Source organism: Pseudalkalibacillus sp. A8, assembly GCF_045920555.1.
Classification (GTDB): domain Bacteria; phylum Bacillota; class Bacilli; order Bacillales; family Fictibacillaceae; genus Pseudalkalibacillus.
On sequence record NZ_CP174509.1, the window covers coordinates 404,722 to 423,329 of the forward strand.

The 18,608-nt window shown below is 47.7% G+C and carries 17 protein-coding genes; 15 read left to right on the forward strand and 2 right to left on the reverse strand.

Annotation, left to right across the window (positions count from 1 at the left end; all coding sequences use genetic code 11):
• The first annotated feature begins 101 nt into the window (after positions 1-101).
• Genes purS through purD form a run of 9 tightly spaced genes read left to right on the forward strand, consistent with a single transcriptional unit; the run spans position 102 to position 9,264 of the window.
• Positions 102-356, forward strand: a complete 255-nt coding sequence (gene purS / locus ACJROX_RS02195) for a phosphoribosylformylglycinamidine synthase subunit PurS (RefSeq protein ID WP_408009148.1) — start codon at positions 102-104, stop codon at positions 354-356.
• A complete protein-coding gene (gene purQ / locus ACJROX_RS02200; RefSeq protein ID WP_408009149.1) occupies positions 353-1,036 on the forward strand; it encodes a phosphoribosylformylglycinamidine synthase subunit PurQ in 684 nt (227 codons plus the stop codon). Before purS ends, purQ begins: the two co-directional genes overlap by 4 nt.
• On the forward strand, positions 1,020-3,245 hold the full coding sequence (gene purL / locus ACJROX_RS02205) for a phosphoribosylformylglycinamidine synthase subunit PurL (protein ID WP_408009150.1): 2,226 nt from the start codon (positions 1,020-1,022) through the stop codon (positions 3,243-3,245). The genes purQ and purL overlap by 17 nt, the downstream gene beginning before the upstream one ends.
• Positions 3,221-4,645 carry an amidophosphoribosyltransferase gene (gene purF, locus ACJROX_RS02210; RefSeq protein WP_408009151.1) on the forward strand — a complete coding sequence of 475 codons (1,425 nt, stop codon included), beginning with the start codon at positions 3,221-3,223 and terminating at the stop codon, positions 4,643-4,645. Before purL ends, purF begins: the two co-directional genes overlap by 25 nt.
• 21 nt (positions 4,646-4,666) lie before the next feature.
• Positions 4,667-4,813: a hypothetical protein gene (locus tag ACJROX_RS02215; protein ID WP_408009152.1), complete on the forward strand. Its 147-nt coding sequence runs from the start codon at positions 4,667-4,669 to the stop codon at positions 4,811-4,813.
• Between the two features lies 1 nt (position 4,814).
• Positions 4,815-5,858, forward strand: a complete 1,044-nt coding sequence (gene purM / locus ACJROX_RS02220) for a phosphoribosylformylglycinamidine cyclo-ligase (protein ID WP_408009153.1) — start codon at positions 4,815-4,817, stop codon at positions 5,856-5,858.
• Complete coding sequence (gene purN / locus ACJROX_RS02225; RefSeq protein ID WP_408009154.1) at positions 5,855-6,445, forward strand: phosphoribosylglycinamide formyltransferase; 591 nt, start codon at positions 5,855-5,857, stop codon at positions 6,443-6,445. The genes purM and purN overlap by 4 nt, the downstream gene beginning before the upstream one ends.
• The gene (gene purH, locus ACJROX_RS02230; RefSeq protein ID WP_408009155.1) at positions 6,445-7,977 is read left to right on the forward strand and encodes a bifunctional phosphoribosylaminoimidazolecarboxamide formyltransferase/IMP cyclohydrolase; all 1,533 of its coding nucleotides are present in this window, start codon (positions 6,445-6,447) and stop codon (positions 7,975-7,977) included. The genes purN and purH overlap by 1 nt, the downstream gene beginning before the upstream one ends.
• Positions 7,978-7,992: 15 nt before the next feature.
• Positions 7,993-9,264: a phosphoribosylamine--glycine ligase gene (gene purD / locus ACJROX_RS02235; protein ID WP_408009156.1), complete on the forward strand. Its 1,272-nt coding sequence runs from the start codon at positions 7,993-7,995 to the stop codon at positions 9,262-9,264.
• Here the strand turns inward: purD and ACJROX_RS02240 are convergent.
• Together ACJROX_RS02240 and ACJROX_RS02245 are read right to left on the reverse strand one after the other, a co-directional pair.
• On the reverse strand, positions 9,242-9,361 hold the full coding sequence (locus ACJROX_RS02240; RefSeq protein WP_408009157.1) for an EYxxD motif small membrane protein: 120 nt from the start codon (positions 9,359-9,361) through the stop codon (positions 9,242-9,244). The two genes, purD and ACJROX_RS02240, sit on opposite strands and share 23 nt — an antisense overlap.
• Before the next feature lie 164 nt (positions 9,362-9,525).
• On the reverse strand, positions 9,526-9,786 hold the full coding sequence (locus tag ACJROX_RS02245) for a DUF2892 domain-containing protein (RefSeq protein ID WP_408009158.1): 261 nt from the start codon (positions 9,784-9,786) through the stop codon (positions 9,526-9,528).
• Positions 9,787-9,931: 145 nt separating this feature from the next.
• Here ACJROX_RS02245 and ACJROX_RS02250 point away from each other — a divergent pair, with 145 nt between their 5' ends.
• The 6 genes from ACJROX_RS02250 (at position 9,932) to ligA (ending at position 18,606) form a co-directional block, all read left to right on the forward strand.
• Positions 9,932-11,659 carry an adenine deaminase C-terminal domain-containing protein gene (locus tag ACJROX_RS02250; protein WP_408009159.1) on the forward strand — a complete coding sequence of 576 codons (1,728 nt, stop codon included), beginning with the start codon at positions 9,932-9,934 and terminating at the stop codon, positions 11,657-11,659.
• A gap of 252 nt (positions 11,660-11,911) precedes the next feature.
• Positions 11,912-12,958: a DUF3048 domain-containing protein gene (locus ACJROX_RS02255; RefSeq protein ID WP_408009160.1), complete on the forward strand. Its 1,047-nt coding sequence runs from the start codon at positions 11,912-11,914 to the stop codon at positions 12,956-12,958.
• A gap of 20 nt (positions 12,959-12,978) precedes the next feature.
• The gene (locus tag ACJROX_RS02260; RefSeq protein WP_408009161.1) at positions 12,979-13,275 is read left to right on the forward strand and encodes a YerC/YecD family TrpR-related protein; all 297 of its coding nucleotides are present in this window, start codon (positions 12,979-12,981) and stop codon (positions 13,273-13,275) included.
• Positions 13,276-13,596: 321 nt separating this feature from the next.
• Positions 13,597-14,283 (forward strand): heptaprenylglyceryl phosphate synthase, encoded by a 687-nt coding sequence (locus tag ACJROX_RS02265; RefSeq protein WP_408009163.1) that lies wholly within the window; start codon positions 13,597-13,599, stop codon positions 14,281-14,283.
• A gap of 69 nt (positions 14,284-14,352) precedes the next feature.
• On the forward strand, positions 14,353-16,572 hold the full coding sequence (pcrA, locus tag ACJROX_RS02270; protein ID WP_408009164.1) for a DNA helicase PcrA: 2,220 nt from the start codon (positions 14,353-14,355) through the stop codon (positions 16,570-16,572).
• 27 nt (positions 16,573-16,599) lie between these two features.
• Complete coding sequence (gene ligA, locus ACJROX_RS02275) at positions 16,600-18,606, forward strand: NAD-dependent DNA ligase LigA (RefSeq protein ID WP_408009165.1); 2,007 nt, start codon at positions 16,600-16,602, stop codon at positions 18,604-18,606.
• The last annotated feature ends 2 nt before the right edge of the window (positions 18,607-18,608 follow it).

Here is an 18,608-nt window from a genome sequence, read left to right on the forward strand (position 1 = left end):
GAAGACCTTAATAGACGAAAAACCGGTTTTAAGGTACTCAGAGACATTAGGGAGAAAGTAAGTTTGTTTCACACATTAAAAAATTCGGGGAGGCCGATTTCATGTATAACGTAAAAGTGTTTGTCACATTGAAGGAGAGCGTTTTAGATCCACAGGGGGCTGCAGTGAAGGATTCCCTTCACCGTCTATCCTACCAATCCGTGGAGGATGTCCGGATCGGAAAGTACATCGAATTGACATTGAAAAGAGAGGACGGAGACATTGACGCTCAAGTCCGCGAGATTTGTGAAAAGCTGCTCGCGAACACGGTCATTGAAGACTTTACGTTTGAAATCGAGGAGGTCGTCCCTCAATGAGATTCGCAGTCGTCGTTTTTCCAGGTTCCAATTGTGACGTTGATATGTATCACGCAATCAAGGATGGACTTGACGAAGAAGTGGAGTACGTCTGGCATGACGATCATGAGCTCAGTTCATTTGACGGAATCCTCATCCCAGGTGGATTCTCATACGGGGATTACTTGCGCGGAGGTGCAATCGCACGGTTTTCCAATGTCATGAATTCGATCTATGAAGCGAATAAAGCAGGCAAGCCGATCCTCGGTGTCTGCAACGGGTTCCAGATCCTTCTTGAAGCAGGACTTTTACCAGGCGCGATGCAACGCAATGAGAAGCTGAAGTTCATATGCCGTCAAGTCGAGCTCGTCGTCGAGAATCATGAAACGATGTTCACAAGCTTATATGAAAAAGGGGAGAAAATCACGATCCCTGTCGCACATGGTGAAGGAAACTATTATTGCGATGAAGCGACGTATGAAAGATTAGTAGAAAACAAGCAGATTGCATTCCGGTATGGCACCAACATCAACGGCTCGAGACATGATATCGCCGGAATCACCAATGATGCTGGCAACGTCCTCGGGATGATGCCTCACCCGGAGCGGGCGGTCGATGAGCTGCTCGGAAGCAAAGACGGTCTTAAATTATTCCAATCAATCGTGAAATCTTGGAGGGAAGCACATGTCGTATCTTCATGAACCTACAGAACAGATGATCAAAGAACAGAAGCTTTATCAAGAAATGGGCTTGAACGATCAAGAGTTTGCGTTGGTTGAATCGATCTTAGGGAGACTCCCGAACTACACGGAAACGGGCCTTTTCTCGGTCATGTGGTCCGAGCATTGCAGCTACAAGAACTCGAAGCCTGTTTTGCGCAAGTTCCCGACAGATGGCAAGCGCGTCCTTCAAGGACCAGGGGAAGGCGCTGGAATCGTCGATATCGGTGACGATCAAGCGGTCGTTTTCAAAATAGAGAGCCATAACCACCCTTCCGCAATCGAGCCATACCAGGGGGCAGCGACGGGTGTCGGCGGAATCATCCGCGACGTCTTTTCCATGGGTGCACGTCCGGTAGCACTTCTCAACTCGCTCCGTTTCGGAGAGCTTTCTTCAGACCGTGTGAAGTATTTGTTTGAAGAGGTTGTCGCAGGAATTGCAGGTTACGGAAACTGTATCGGAATTCCGACGGTCGGCGGGGAAGTCCAGTTCGACGCATCTTACGAAGGGAATCCGCTTGTGAACGCCATGTGTGTCGGTGTCATTGACCACAAAGATATCCAGAAGGGGCAGGCGAACGGAATCGGCAACTCAGTCATGTATGTCGGCGCTCGTACTGGTCGTGACGGTATCCACGGTGCAACGTTTGCTTCAGAAGAATTGAACGATGCATCTGAAGAAAAACGTCCGGCTGTCCAAGTCGGCGACCCGTTCATGGAAAAGCTTTTGCTTGAAGCGTGTCTTGAACTTGTCCAATGTGATGCGCTTGTTGGAATCCAGGACATGGGAGCGGCTGGACTGACGTCTTCATCCAGTGAGATGGCAAGTAAATCAGGCGTCGGGATCGAAATGGACCTTGACCTCGTACCGCAGCGAGAAACGAACATGACACCTTATGAGATGATGCTTTCAGAATCGCAAGAGCGTATGTTGATCGTCGTGAAAAAAGGACGGGAAGACGAAATCGTCAAGATCTTTGACAAGTGGGGCCTTGAAGCTGTGACGATCGGAAAAGTCATCGAGGAAAAAGAACTTCGCCTCCTCCATAAAGGTGAAATCGTAGCGAACGTTCCGGTAGACGCACTCGCTGAAGAAGCACCGGTCTATCACAAGCCGAGTGCAGTTCCAGCTTATTATGAAGAATTCCAAAAGCAAGAGGCTTACGTTCCAAAGGTGAACGATTATAAAGAGACATTATTGAATTTGTTGGCTCAGCCGACGATTGCAAGCAAATCATGGGTATTCGACCAATATGACCACATGGTGCGTACAAGCACTGTCGTTTCTCCTGGATCGGATGCGGCTGTCGTTCGAATTCGCGGGACACGTAAGGCGCTCGCGATGACGACAGATTGTAACTCCCGTTATCTGTATCTGGATCCTGAGGTCGGCGGAAAAATCGCTGTTGCGGAAGCTGCTCGCAATATCGTCTGTTCAGGCGGGGAGCCGCTTGCGATCACGGACTGCTTGAACTTCGGAAACCCAGAAAAACCTGAAATCTTCTGGCAGCTCGAAAAAGCGGTAGATGGAATGAGTGAAGCGTGCCGGACTCTTTCCACACCGGTCATTAGTGGAAATGTATCATTGTACAACGAAACGAATGGTATAGCAGTTTATCCGACGCCAGTTGTCGGCATGGTCGGTCTTGTACATGACCTCGATCACGTGACCACACAATCGTTCAAGGAAGCTGGCGACGTCATCTATATGATCGGAGAAACGAAGCCTGAATTTTCAGGTAGTGAGCTTCAGAAATTACTAGAAGGATCAATCTTCGGGAAAGCCCCAACGCTTGATATTGAAAAAGAAGCAAGCTGCCAATCTCAGCTTTTAAAAGTGATCCAGGCAGGTGTCGTAGAGTCGGCGCATGACGTAGCGGAAGGCGGAACAGCGGTTGCGATTGCAGAAAGCATGATGGAAGGCGAACTAGGCGCTTCAGTGACGTTGAGAGGCGAAGAAGTTGCAGCCCTCTTCAGCGAATCGCAATCACGTTTCCTCGTATCGGTCAAACCGGAGAATGTCGAACAGTTTGAGAACCTTGTAGATGCAACAGAAATTGGCGTGGTGCTTGATCGTCCAGCATTACGTATCGAAGCGGAAAATGGAAATGAACTCATTACAGCAACGAAAGAGGAGCTTGAAACAGCTTGGAAAGGAGCCATTCCATGTTTGCTGACATCAAAGGTTTAAACGAAGAGTGCGGAGTGTTCGCCATCTGGGGTCATCCGGAGGCGGCACAACTCACCTATTATGGCTTGCACAGTCTGCAACATCGTGGCCAGGAAGGCGCTGGGATTGCTGTTACAGACGGTGAAGCCATGAAATTCCATAAAAACAGCGGACTTGTGACGGAAGTATTCAGTCGCGGGGAACTTTCCTCGTTGACAGGGAAAGCAGCAATCGGACATGTACGTTATTCGACGGCCGGTGGTTCGGAATACGCGAATATCCAGCCTCTCGTTTTCCAATCCCAGCGAGGTGGTCTTGCGCTTGCTCATAACGGGAATCTAGTCAACGCGAACATGTTGAAGCAGCAGCTTGAAGCACAGGGGAGTATTTTTCAAACGACTTCCGATACGGAGGTTCTAGCTCATCTTATCAAGCGCAGTGGTCTTTTCAACCTTCGCGATCAGGTGAAAAACGCTCTTTCAATGATCAAGGGGGCTTATGCGTTCGTCATCATGACGGAAGAGGGAATCATGGCAGCTCAGGATCCGAATGGCTTACGTCCACTCTCTTTAGGTAAAATCGGCGATGCTTACGTCGTCGCTTCAGAAACATGTGCATTCGATGTCATCGGTGCGGAACATATAAGAGATGTCCATCCAGGCGAACTGTTGATCATAAATGATGAAGGCGTGGAAAGTGACACGTTCACTTCATCGACGAACCGTGCGATCTGCAGCATGGAGTACATCTATTTTTCCCGTCCGGACAGCCATATTGATGAAATCAACATTCATACCGCCCGTAAAAATCTCGGGAAACGTTTGGCATCAGAAGCTTTTGTAGAAGCAGATGTCGTGACTGGTGTTCCAGATTCAAGCATTTCAGCAGCAATCGGGTATGCGGAAGCGGCTGGTATTCCGTATGAGCTCGGATTGATTAAGAACCGTTATGTCGGACGTACGTTCATTCAACCTTCTCAGGAATTGAGGGAGCAAGGTGTTAAAATGAAGCTTTCACCGGTCCGTGGAATTGTCGAAGGAAAGCGGGTCGTCATGGTCGATGATTCGATCGTCCGCGGAACGACAAGCCGCCGGATCGTGCAGATGCTTCGGGATGCTGGAGCGAAAGAGGTCCACGTCCGCATCAGTTCACCGCCGATTGCCCATCCATGTTATTACGGGATCGATATCTCCTCTAAAGATGAACTGATCGCCTCGAATTATTCCGTTGAGGAGATTCGTGAAATCATCGGAGCGGATACGCTCGAATACTTGAGTGTGGATGGAATGATGGGTGCAATCGGCCGTAATCCGAACGAGCAGAACTGCGGACAATGCCTCGGTTGTTTTACAGGCAAGTACCCGACAGAGATCTACCCAGACACCGTCCTGCCACACGAAAAAGAACTTGTTTTTAAATAAAGGTGTAGTTTTACCTTGAATATGGGTAAACAACCTGAATTTATTGGTAAAGGGCTCAAAAATATTGGTAAAGTGCCTGGAAATATTGGTAAACGTATAGGGATGGATTTTAGGAACCAAAAATCTTCCTTAATGAAGAATTTCAATGCTCATCAAATGGAGGTATAGCATGGCACAAGCATACAAACAAGCAGGAGTCGATGTTGAAGCGGGATATGAAGCAGTCAAGCGTATGAAAAAACATGTGAAAGAAACGATGAGACCAGAAGTGCTTGGCGGAATCGGAGCTTTTGGCGGCATGTTCGACCTATCCAAGCTCAACGTCAAGGAACCTGTTCTCATTTCAGGCACGGATGGAGTCGGGACGAAGCTGATGCTTGCGTTCCAAATGGATAAGCATGATACGATCGGCATCGATGCTGTTGCGATGTGCGTCAATGACATCGTTGCACAGGGCGCCGAGCCGCTCTACTTTTTAGACTATATCGCTTGCGGAAAGCTTGAGCCTGAAAAAGTCGAACAGATCGTCAAAGGAATTGCTGAAGGCTGTAAACAAGCAGGAGCAGCCCTCATCGGCGGCGAAACTGCCGAAATGCCGGGCATGTACGACCCGGAAGAGTATGACCTCGCAGGTTTTACTGTCGGGGTTGCAGAAAAAGCAAAGCTCATCTCTCCTGAAAAAGTAAGTAAAGGCGACGCACTGATCGGGATTACCTCAAGCGGAATCCACAGCAATGGCTATTCACTTGTCCGGAAAGTGTTGCTCGAACAGGCCGGGTACACGCTTGATCAAACGTTTGATCAACTCGGAAAAACACTCGGTGAGGAGCTTTTGACACCGACGAAGATTTACGTAAAGCCTGTCCTACAAGTTTTGGACCACTATGAGGTTTCAGGAATCGCCCACATAACCGGCGGTGGTTTCATCGAAAATGTACCACGCATTCTTCCGGAAGGTTTAAGTGCTGAGGTGGACTTCGGTTCTTGGCCTGTTCCTGAGATTTTTTCATTGCTTCAGAAGGAAGGCGGCCTGTCGTCCGAAGACATGCTGGGGACATTCAACATGGGCATCGGCATGGTGCTCGCAGTCAAGCATGAGGACGCGATCGGGGTCATCAGGAAACTTGAAGAACAGGGCGAATCGGCTTATTTGATCGGTCGTGTAAAAGAAGGGACAGAAGGCATCACATTTGGCGGAGGAGAACTGAAATGAAAAACATCGCAGTATTCGCATCCGGTACTGGCTCCAACTTTCAGGCGATTGTCGATGCAAGTGAATCTGGCACGCTTGAGGCGAAGGTGACTCTGCTCGTATGTGACCGTCCAGGTGTGAAAGCCATTGAACGTGCAGAAAAACACGGGATACCGACATTCGTTTTTTCATCCAAAGAGTACCGGAACAAGGAAGCATTCGAAACGGAGATTTTAAAAAAATTGAAGGAAGCAAAGGCTGAATTCATCGCACTCGCAGGGTATATGCGATTGATCGGGCCTACGCTGCTTTCACAATTCCAAGGGAAGATGGTCAACATCCACCCTTCTTTATTGCCTGCCTTTCCAGGTAAAGACGCAATCGGCCAGGCACTTGAGGCAGGCGTTTCAGAGACCGGGGTAACCGTCCACTTCGTCGACAACGGAATGGATACGGGACCGATCATCGAGCAAGCAACTGTGCCGGTTGATGAGAATGATACAGCAGAAATTTTACAACAGAAAATCCATAAGATCGAGCATGAATTATATCCGAAAGTCATCCAGGATGTACTTCACACTCCAACGGAGAAAGGGGAATTCGTATAATGCGCGCACTCGTAAGTGTTTCGAACAAAGAAGGGCTGATCCCGTTTGTTGAAGGACTCATTGAACAAGGAATCGAAATCGTATCGACTGGCGGCACGAAACGAGCGATTGAAGAGGCAGGTCTGAAAGTGACAGGAATATCAGAGGTGACAGGCTTCCCTGAAATCCTCGACGGCCGTGTAAAAACATTGCATCCGAACATCCATGGCGGGTTGCTTGCGATCAGGGCCAATGCGGACCATCAAGCACAAATTGAGGAACATCAGATCACACCGATCGATTTCGTAGTCGTCAATCTGTACCCGTTCAAGGAGACGATTTCCCATGCGGATGTCACGTTTGAAGAGGCGATCGAGAACATCGACATCGGTGGACCGAGCATGCTTCGTTCCGCTGCGAAAAACCATGCTTCCGTAACCGTGGCAGTCGATCCGGCTGATTACGGAACGATTTTGGAAGAGCTGAAGGCAAGCGGAGTGGTAGCCGATGAAACGAAACGTCGCCTGGCAGCCAAGGTGTTCCGTCATACAGCTGCTTATGATACGTTGATCGCCCAATACTTGACAGACATGACGGAAGAAGAGTACCCGGAATCCTATACGGTGACTTATACGAAAAAACAAACATTGCGTTACGGAGAGAACCCGCATCAGCAAGCAGCTTTTTATGAAGTGCCGATCGGAGACCCATCGACGATTGCCAAAGCGAAGCAATTGCACGGTAAGGAGCTCTCCTTCAATAACATCAATGATGCGGATGCGGCGCTACAGATCATACATGAATTCGATGAGCCGGCAGTCGTCGCAGTCAAGCATACGAACCCTTGTGGCGTCGGTGTCGGGAAGACGTTGGCGGAAGCGTATCAGCTCGCTTATGAGGCAGATCCTGTTTCGATTTTCGGTGGAATTGTCGCAACGAACCAGGAAGTTGATGCAGAAACAGCTCAAAAGCTCCGTGAGATTTTCTTAGAAATCATCATCGCCCCTTCTTTCTCAGAGGAAGCGTTAGTGATTTTAACGGAAAAGAAAAACTTGAGACTTTTACAAGTTGAACCGAAAACGATTGCGACCAAGATCCAAAAGCGGATCCAGTCTGTCTCTGGCGGAGCACTGGTACAGCAGGAAGATCATTACGGATTCGATAACGCAGAGTTGAAGGTAGCGACAAAGCGTGAACCGACTGAAGCCGAATGGGCAGACTTGAAGCTCGGCTGGCAGATCGTGAAGCATGTAAAATCGAACGCGATCGTACTGGCAAAAGGCAACCAGACAATCGGGGTGGGGGCCGGACAAATGAACCGTGTCGGTGCCGCGAAAATCGCCCTTGAGCAAGCGGGGGACAAAGTTGCAGGCTCATCACTTGCATCTGATGCGTTTTTCCCGATGAGTGATACGGTGGAAGCTGCGGCAAAAGCTGGTGTGACGGCAATCATCCAGCCTGGCGGTTCGATCCGTGACCAGGAGTCGATCGATAAAGCGGACGAATACGGCATCGCGATGGTACTTACAGGCGTGCGTCATTTCAAACATTAAGCGAGGGGTGATTGGATGAAGGTTCTAATCGTTGGAAAAGGCGGAAGAGAGCATGCGATTGCATGGAAAATGGCACAATCCGAGCGTGTGACGGACGTATATGTCGCACCAGGGAACGTCGGGATGACTGATATTGCTAAGTGTGTCGCGATTGGAGAATCGGACCAAGACGGATTGATCCAGTTTTCGAAGGAAAAAGGAATTGATTTGACGGTCGTAGGACCTGAGCAACCTTTACTCGACGGTCTTGTTGATCGTTTCCAAGCGGAAGGTCTCATGGTTTTCGGCCCGACACGAGCGGCTGCTCTTATTGAAGGCAGCAAGACGTATGCGAACGATTTGATGGAGAAATATGCGATTCCGACTGCGTTCTCAGCTTCTTTTACAGATTATGATGAAGCGAAAGCGTACTTGGCGGAAAAAGGTGCACCGATTGTTATCAAAGCGGATGGTTTGGCAGCCGGGAAGGGCGTCGTCGTTGCGATGACAATGGCGGAAGCGGAAGAAGCACTCCACAGCATGATGGTAGAGACGAAATTCGGTGAGGCGAGCAGTAAAGTCGTCATTGAAGAGTTTTTACAAGGCGAAGAGTTTTCGTTGATGGCATTCGTACACGGAACGAAGATTTTGCCGATGGTCATCTCTCAGGACCACAAACGTGCTTTTGATGGTGATCTTGGACCGAACACCGGTGGAATGGGCGCATATTCACCTGTCCCGCATATTTCAAATGAAGTGGTGGAGATTTCGATTGAGCAGATTCTACAACCGATGGCCGATGGTCTTGTAAAAGAAGAAGCTTCGTTTACAGGCATTTTGTATGCAGGATTGATGCTTACTGAAGACGGGCCGAAAGTGATCGAGTTCAACGCACGATTCGGCGATCCAGAAACACAGGTCGTTCTGCCGCGTCTTGAAAGTGATTTGTTTGAGATTTTGACAGGGTTGTTGAACGAAGAGGATGTTTCGCTTGAATGGTCCGACGACGAATATGTCGGTGTTGTGCTCGCTTCCGGAGGCTATCCTGGTTCCTATGAAAAAGGCGTTGCGATCAACGGATTGGATGCTGTTTCATCTGAGACGCTCACATTTTTTGCAGGTGTAAAAGAAGAGGAAGGACAGCTTTTAACGGATGGCGGACGGATCCTACTGATCGCCGCGAAAGCTGGAGATCTCGAAAACGCACAAACTTCGGTCTATGAAGAAATGAAGAAGCTCAAGTGTGCCGGCAGCTTTTACCGGAACGACATCGGTTCAAAAGCGATCAAGGCTGTCTCCTCTTCCTGAAGATGAAGAAAGTCAGCGCGATGATACTTCCACCGATCATCACCAGTACAAACAACATGTCTGTCATGTATTCCATTAATACATCTATATACTTCACGTAAAATCACCTCATTTTAATAAAGGAAACTTGGCAAAGCCAAGCCTATTCGCAGAAAAGTTATACTTCTTAAGTGTAAGGAAAGCTCCCAAATCGGGAGCTTTTTCATTTTTGATAATTATCGAGAATTTTTCGGAACTACGCGCAACAGAACTTAAATCCGCTTAAGAAGGATTGATCGGAGAGCTTTCTTTTGTCATGGAAGCTAGATCCATGTTGTTCAGCTGCTGTCCGCGCTCATATAGGTCGGTCATCGGACAATATTTCGTAATTCCTTCGCCGACCTTCATTGCGCCAAGCAGCATCGTGATCAGATGGCTTTGATGATGTGGTTGACGGCCAAGTCTGGCTGCAGAACATCCAACCATCGTAAGCCCGATCGTAATCCGGATCAGGGCATTCACTGTACCTATGTTCTGTTTCATGCTCTTCTCCTCCTTTTTTAATATTTAACGTGTCTTAGGCTTAGCTACGTATTACTGTGCGAATTTACGGGTTATGGTATCATGATGTACAGAAGATTAAAACAGTTCTAACAAATCGAAACCATACAAATACCGGGGTGATGATATGTCACAGCATTTAGTGAATTGGTCGAAGCAGCAGCTCCGTACCCATGTCGAAGTCATACAGGGTGAACAGGCACCCACGCTCGTTTTGAAGAATGCTACATATTTAAACAACGTTTTGAAAAAATGGATTACGACCAACCTATGGATTTATGAGGATCGAATCGTCTATGTCGGCAATAAAATGCCGCAGAACAAGACGGGGTGTGAAATCATCGATTGTGAAAACCAGTACATCGTTCCGGGTTATATCGAACCGCATGTCCACCCATTTCAACTTTATAATCCCCAGACGTTCGCTTCTTATTCAGCAAAACGAGGGACCACGACGTTCATCAGCGACAATCTGATGCTTTTAAATTTGGAAAAAAAGAAAGCGCTCTCTCTCATGACTGATCTAAATGAGTTGCCATACACGTTTTTCTGGTGGTGCCGCTATGATTCGCAAACTAAATTGCAGAATGAGGATGAAGTGTTTTCCGATGAGATGTTCGATCAGTTTCTCGATCATCCGTACACCTTGCAGGGCGGTGAACTGACCAACTGGCCGCAGGTGTTGAAGGGCGATGATAAAACCCTCCACTGGATGCAGGAAACGAAACGGCGAGGGTTGAAAATCGAAACCCATTTGCCAGGAGCCTCTGAAAGGACTTTGACAAAATTGGCGGTTCTTGGTGCGGATTGCGACCATGAAGCGATGACAGGAGAGGAAGCGGTCCTGCGCATGTCGCTCGGCTATACGACTTCGCTTCGCTATTCGTCGATCCGTCCTGATCTGCCGCAAATTTTAGAAGAGATGCTCACACTTGGTGTCGATCATTTCGATCGTGTGTTGATGACGACAGACGGCTCAACACCGAATTTCTATCGTGAAGGTGTAACGGATATAATGATCCGGATTGCGATTGAAAAAGGAGTGCCGGTAGAAGATGCGTATGCAATGGTCTCCTACAATGTGGCGAGGCACTATGGAATCGACCACCAGTACGGAATAGTGGCGCCAGGCCGTGTTGCGAACCTGAACATTTTAAAGGATCCGAGTGAACCGGCACCGACAGCTGTATTATCTAAAGGGGAATGGATCACAGATGAACCGGATGCAGCCTTCAATTGGACCGACTATGATATCAAGCCGTACAATCTCGATTGGTCGATAAAAGTCGAAGATCTAGAAGTTGAGTCCCCTGTAGGGATCGATATGGTGAACGCAGTGATCACTAAGCCTTACCGGACTGAGCTAGACCATACTGGAGATGTACTTTCGAGTGATCATGATGAAAGCTTTTTTGCTTTGATCGATCGGAACGGAAAATGGCGGGTAAACACGATGCTGAAAGGCTTTGCGACTCAAGTGTCCGGGTTCGCCAGTTCATATTCGAACAGTGCCGACATATTATTAATAGGTAAAAGCAAAAAAGATATGGTGGCCGCTTTCGATCGGCTGAAAGAAATTGGCGGTGGAATCGTACTGGTGGAGAAGGGTGAAGTGGTATGTGAAATCCCGCTTACGCTCAATGGCGGGTGTTCCATAGAGCCGATGGAAACCGTCATGGAACAACAGGATCAGCTGGTGAAAGCTTTGAAGGAACGGGGCTATACGTTTGTCGATCCGATCTACAGTCTGTTATTTTTTTCATCGACTCATTTGCCGTATATCCGCATTACACAAAGCGGTATTGTGGATGTCTTGAAAAATGAGGTACTATCCTTTCCTGTTGTAATGCGTTAATATAGTAGATGTTGGGAAATTATTAACGGTGAATATTCGACGCATAGGACGTGTTAGTACTGCCATTGTCATAGGACGTGACGGTTTTAGCCGGTTTCATTATCCGTGTCCTCAATCTTCTTGTTTCCAATTCGTCAACGGTAATAAAATTGAAAAGTGAACTTAAGTCATTGTGATTTTTTAATAGGTAAAAAGGTCAAGGCTTGTTTTGAGAGGGTTATTCAGGGAAAAACTAGGGGGAGTCTTACTAACATGAATAAGAAAAGGTTGTGGGTTACGTGTTTCGTAGCACTTTTCCTTATGCTTGCGGCTTGTAGTTCGAAGGAAACGTCAAAGTCGACTGAAGATGCTGCTTCCAAAGACACTGGCATTGAGAAAAAGGAAGTGGACGATAAGCCTCGGTTTGCGTATACATTTCCTTTGACAGGGAAAGGAACCGACGAGGCGTTGAGTTCGAGAACAGTAGCGGTCATGGTCAACAATGTACCAGAAGCGAGACCACAGTCTGGTCTTCATAAAGCGGATATCGTCTATGAAGTGTTGGCAGAAGGGAAAATCACTAGATTACTTGCGGTTTTCCAAAGTGAGGAGCCGGACGTCATCGGGCCGGTGAGAAGCGCACGTGATTATTATGTCCGTCTGAGCAATGGATTCGATGCGATCTATGTCTTCCATGGATGGAGTCCATCGGCACAAGTAATGTTGACATCAGGAAATATTGACTCGCTGAATGGATTGTATTACGATGGGTCCCTGTTCAAGCGTGCAGATTTCCGTAAAGCACCGCACAATTCATACATCACTTACAAAAACATCAAGAAGGGATCCAAGAAAAATAATTTTGAATTGAAACAGGAGATTCCAGCGTTCCCATTTTTGAAAGCAGATGAAGTGACAGCGATTGAAGGGGATCCAGCAAGCCAGGTGACTGTTTCTTATGGTGATCATTATAAAGTGCAATACCGATACCAATCGGAAAAAGGCACATATTTTAGATATATCAATAATGAGCAAACTGTGGATAGGGAAACCAACACACCGATCGAGCTTGAAAACGTGTTAGTTGTTGGTGCGGACCACAAGGTTATTGACAGTGCGGGACGCCGAAACATCAATTTAGAAAGCGGCGGTAACGCGGTTCTATTTCAACAAGGGAAAGCACAAGAGATAAATTGGAAGAACAAAAATGGACGAATCATTCCAGTAAAAGATGGAGCAGAGGTTTCATTCGTGTCAGGGAAGACGTGGGTGAATCTGGTACCCGCAACTAGCCTTGGTACAGACGTAAGCTGGGAATAGTCTTGGAGGAGTGAAAAGGGATGCAAATTGATAAACTGAGAGGAAAAACATTGGATCAGCTTTTCGATGCGATACTCTCGCTGAAGGACCGTGAAGAATGCTATCGATTCTTTGACGATCTGGCGACGATCAATGAAATCCAATCGCTGGCGCAACGTCTTGAAGTCGCGCGTATGCTCCGTGAAGGGTATACGTATCATAAGATCGAAAAGGAGACAGGCGCAAGCACAGCGACAATTTCACGTGTAAAACGCTGTCTCAACTATGGTAACGACACCTACGAAATGGCGCTCGACCGCGTCCATAACAAATCATAAAGAATAGAGGAAAAGAGGAAAAGAGGGCTGACTTTAGCGAGTCAGCCCTTCCTTATGGGAGCGTCAGGGTGATATATCGGCGAAGTTGGGTGATATATCGGCGGAATATCGATTTTATCGGTGGAATGACATAGATCGGCAAAATTCGCACCCCCCGCTCCAGCTCCCAACAAGACATCTTCGTACCTCAGTTTTTACCGGTATCCTTTTCTGTTATAATCCTTAGAGGAAGTGTTATTTTAGTTTTTCAATATAAGTTAACGATGGCTCAGCCTGCGCCAAAGCTTGGTAATGCCGGAGTCTTCTTTAGGAGGTCAAGCTATGTTTGAATATAAAGAGTGGAAGCACGTTTTCAAGTTGGACCCGGATAAGGAAATCACACCTGAAGCGCTTGATCAGATTTGCGATTCAGGTACCGATGCCGTAATTGTTGGTGGAAGTGACGGGGTAACGCTTGAAAATACGATCGACCTTCTATCTCGCATCAGAAAATATGCCGTCCCTTGTGTGCTCGAGGTCTCCAACATCGAATCGATCACGCCCGGGTTTGATTTTTATTTTGTCCCGAGTGTTCTTAACAGCAAAAGCGCCAACTGGATCGTCGGCTTGCATCATGAAGCGGTAAAGGAATACGGGGAGCTCATCAATTGGAGTGAGCTCGTGACCGAAGGCTATTGCATCGCGAACGGAGAATCGAAGGCTGCCCAGTTTTCTGAAGCGGATACGGAACTGAACGCGGAGGATATCCTCGCTTATGCGCGGATTGCTGAGCACATGTTCCAGCTGCCGATTTTCTACCTGGAATACAGCGGCACTTATGGAGATGTCGAAACAGTGAAAGACGTGAGCACGATCCTCGATAAGACGCGTTTTTATTACGGCGGCGGCATCAAAAATGAAGAACAGGCTAGAGAGATGGCGCAATTTGCTGATACAATAGTCGTTGGGAATATCATTTATGAAGATTTGGAAGCTGCGCTCAAAACCGTCAAAGTCGTCAAAGGATAGATTGTGTTTTCAGCAGGCTTCGATTAAAATAACGGATAGGAACATACGTTTGTATAGGTGGTGGAAATTTTGCAACAAATTGTAGAGCGACTGCTTTCAGGATTGAACCCTGAACAGAAAAAAGCGGTCAAGCATACAGAAGGCCCACTATTGATCATGGCGGGTGCAGGGAGTGGGAAGACACGGGTTTTGACTCATCGGATCGCCTATTTGTTAGTGGAAAAAGGTGTTGCCCCGTGGAACATCCTTGCGATCACATTTACGAATAAAGCGGCGCGTGAAATGCAATCGAGGGTCGCGTCGATTACCGGACCGGCTGCAGAAAGCATCTGGATATCGACGTTCCACTCGATGTGCGTACGGATTTTAAGAAGGGACTCTGATCGGATTGGAATCAACCGGAACTTTACGATCCTTGATGCAACAGATCAGTTGTCTGTCATCAAACAGGCGCTTAAAGACCTGAACCTTGATACGAAAAAGTTCGATGCCAGAAGCATCCTCGGGACGATAAGTTCAGCGAAAAACGAGCTGAAGACCGCGGCTGATTTCCAAAAGACCGCACAAGGAATGTATGAAGAGGTGGCGGCGGATGTTTATGAGGTGTACGAAAAGCAGCTTCGTAAAAATCATGCCCTCGACTTCGATGACTTGATCATGTCGACGATCAAGCTTTTTCAGCGTGTGCCGGAAGTTTTAGAGCATTATCAGCGCAAGTTCCAGTACATACATGTGGACGAGTATCAGGATACGAACCGCGCGCAATATGTGCTCGTCAACCTGTTGGCTGAACGGTATCGGAACCTTTGTGTCGTCGGGGACTCGGATCAATCGATCTATCGCTGGCGTGGAGCGGACATCGCGAATATCCTCTCTTTTGAGCAGGACTATGCAGATGCAGAAGTGATTTTACTAGAGCAGAACTACCGATCGACGAAACGGATCCTCCAGGCAGCGAACGAAGTGATCCAGAACAACACTGGACGGAAGCCGAAGAATCTTTGGACAGACAATACAGATGGGACAAACATTCATTATTACCAGGCTGACAGTGAGCATACGGAAAGTTATTTCATCGTCGGAAAGATCAAGGAAATGCTGCAAGGGAAGCGGAAGCCTTCCGATATCGCAATCCTTTATCGAACGAATGCGCAATCACGTGTCATTGAGGAAGCGCTCGTGAAATCGAACATTTCCTATACGATCGTCGGCGGTACGAAGTTCTACGACCGTAAGGAAATCAAGGACATCCTTGCGTATTTGCGTCTGATCGCCAACCCGGATGACGATATCAGTTTGAGCCGGATCATCAATGTGCCGAGACGGGGAATCGGAGCTTCGACTCTCGATAAAATCGTCCAGCATGCGGCAATGCATGACCTTTCCATTATGGATGCCCTTGGTGAGGTAGAACTCATGGGTCTAAGTGCCCGTTTCGTGAATGCTTTGACCGAATTCCGTGATCAGGTGATGAACTGGTCGAAAATGCAGGAGTATCTTTCGGTCACAGAATTGACAGAAGAGGTTTTAGAGAAGACTGGTTATAAGGACGCTTTGGAAAAAGAGAAATCGATCGAGTCGCAAAGCCGTCTCGAGAACCTGGAAGAATTCCTTTCTGTCACACAGGAATTCGAAAAACAGAATGAGGATAAAAGCTTGATCGCTTTCCTGACGGATCTCGCTTTGATCGCTGATATCGACAAGATGGACGATGATGAAGAGGACAAGAAGAAGGATGGCGTTGTGCTTATGACGCTTCATTCCGCAAAAGGCCTTGAATTCCCTGTCGTCTTCTTGATGGGTCTTGAAGAAGGCATCTTCCCGCATAGCCGTTCCCTTTTCGATGACGATGAGATGGAGGAAGAACGCCGTCTTGCGTACGTCGGGATTACAAGAGCGGAAGAAGAACTCTTTTTAACGAATGCAAAAATGCGTACACTATATGGGAAAACGACGATGAATGCACCTTCCCGTTTTATAAACGAGATTCCGGATGAAATCATGGAATCGTTGAATGAAGAAGAAGAAACGTTACCGTGGCAGAAAACGTCTACACAAATGACGGCTGTCGGCGCACCACGTCGATCACAGCGAACGGTGCCTGCCCGTAAAAGCGGCACATCGCTTGACTGGAGTGTCGGTGATAAAGCGAAGCATGGCAAATGGGGTGTCGGTACGGTTGTCAGTACGAAAGGTGAAGGCGATTCGCTCGAGCTCGATATCGCATTCCCGCAGCCGACAGGCATCAAGCGACTATTGGCGAAGTTCGCACCGATCGAAAAAGCATAGAACCTGAACTAGAAAAGAGGTAAAGTGATGACTGAGGAACAAGCGAAGGCCAAAATCGAAGAATTAAGCAATCTACTCAATCAATATAACTATGAATATCACGTTCTCGATAAACCATCCGTACCAGATGTGGAATATGATCAGAAGCTTCATGAGCTGATCAAGCTTGAGCAGGAATTCCCGCAATTCCGTACAGAGCATTCACCTACACAACGTGTCGGCGGAGAACCGCTGGATGCGTTCAAAAAGGTTGAACACCGTTCGCCGATGCTTAGTCTCGGGAATGCGTTCAACGATCAGGATCTCCGTGATTTCGATCGCCGGGTCCGGGATGGTGTCGGAGGAAAAGTCCAATATGTTTGTGAGCTTAAAATCGATGGTCTCGCCGTTTCCCTTCTCTATGAAAATGGCCGTTTTGTGCGCGGGGCGACTCGAGGCGACGGTACAATCGGGGAAGACATCACGAATAATTTAAAGACAATTCGTTCCATTCCGCTTCGTTTGAAAGAAGATGCGACACTTGAAGTCCGGGGCGAAGCCTTCATGCCCAAGGCGTCCTTTATGAAGTTGAACGAAGCACGCGAGAAGGAAGGGGTCGAGGTGTTCGCGAACCCGCGGAATGCCGCGGCAGGTTCGTTGCGTCAGCTTGATCCGAAGATTGCATCACGCCGTAACCTTGACATTTTTGTATATGGAGCGGCTGCGGTTGAAGGCAGGAATGTCGCTTCACATAGCGAAAGCCTTCATTACCTGGATGAGCTTGGCTTTAAAACAAATCCGGAATGGAAGCGGTGCGAGACGATTGAGGAAGTCATAGAGTATGTGAATGGATGGGTGGAGAGACGCCCTGATTTGAATTATGAGATCGATGGAATCGTCGTCAAGGTCGATTCACTCGATCAGCAGGATGAGCTTGGAACGACGGTGAAAAGTCCTCGTTGGGCTGTCGCGTATAAATTCCCTGCTGAAGAGGTCGTCACAAGGCTTGAAGACATCGAGCTGACCGTCGGGCGTACGGGCGTCGTGACACCGACCGCGCTTTTAGAACCGGTGCAGGTTGCTAGAACGACGGTTAAAAGAGCTTCCCTTCACAACGAAGATCTGATTCGTGAGAAAGACATCAAGATCGGGGACTATGTGATTGTCAAAAAAGCGGGAGATATCATTCCTGAGGTCGTTAATGTCATTCAAGAGAAGCGAACGGGTGAGGAGAAGAATTTCCACATGCCGACACATTGTCCTGAATGTGAAAGCGAGCTTGTGAGGATTGAGGATGAAGTAGCATTGCGCTGTATCAATCCGAAGTGTCCTGCGCAGATCCGAGAGGGACTCATCCACTTCGTTTCACGGAATGCGATGAATATCGACGGCTTAGGGGAAAAAGTCATCACCCAGCTTTTCAATGAAAATCTGATCCAGGACGTTGCTGATCTTTATGAGCTGAAGCGGGAAGAGCTGTTGAAGCTTGAACGGATGGGTGAGAAGTCTGTTGATAATCTTTTAAAAGCGATAGAAGCATCGAAGGATAATTCCCTCGAGAAGCTTTTGTTCGGCTTGGGAATCCGGAATGTCGGAGCGAAAGCCGCACGGACATTAGCGGAGCATTTTGAGACGATGGAAAACCTTCAGAAAGCGAGACGTGAGGACATTACGTCCATCCATGAATTCGGTGACATCATGGCCGATTCTGTCGTTGTGTATTTTGAAAAGCCGGAAGTAGAGCAATTGTTGGAGCACTTACGTAAAGTAGGCGTGAACATGGAATATAAAGGGTTGAAGCGAAGCGAGACCGAAAACATCGATTCTCCGTTCAGCGGCAAAACGATCGTGTTGACGGGCAAATTGCTGCAACTCTCTCGAAACGAAGCGAAAGCAGAAATTGAAAAGCTTGGTGGTAAAGTGGCAGGAAGTGTAAGCAAGAACACGGACCTGGTTATTGCAGGCGAAGATGCAGGCTCAAAGCTTACAAAAGCAGAGAAGCTCGGCGTCGAAGTTTGGAATGAAGACACATTTATCGGCCAGCTGAATGATTAAGG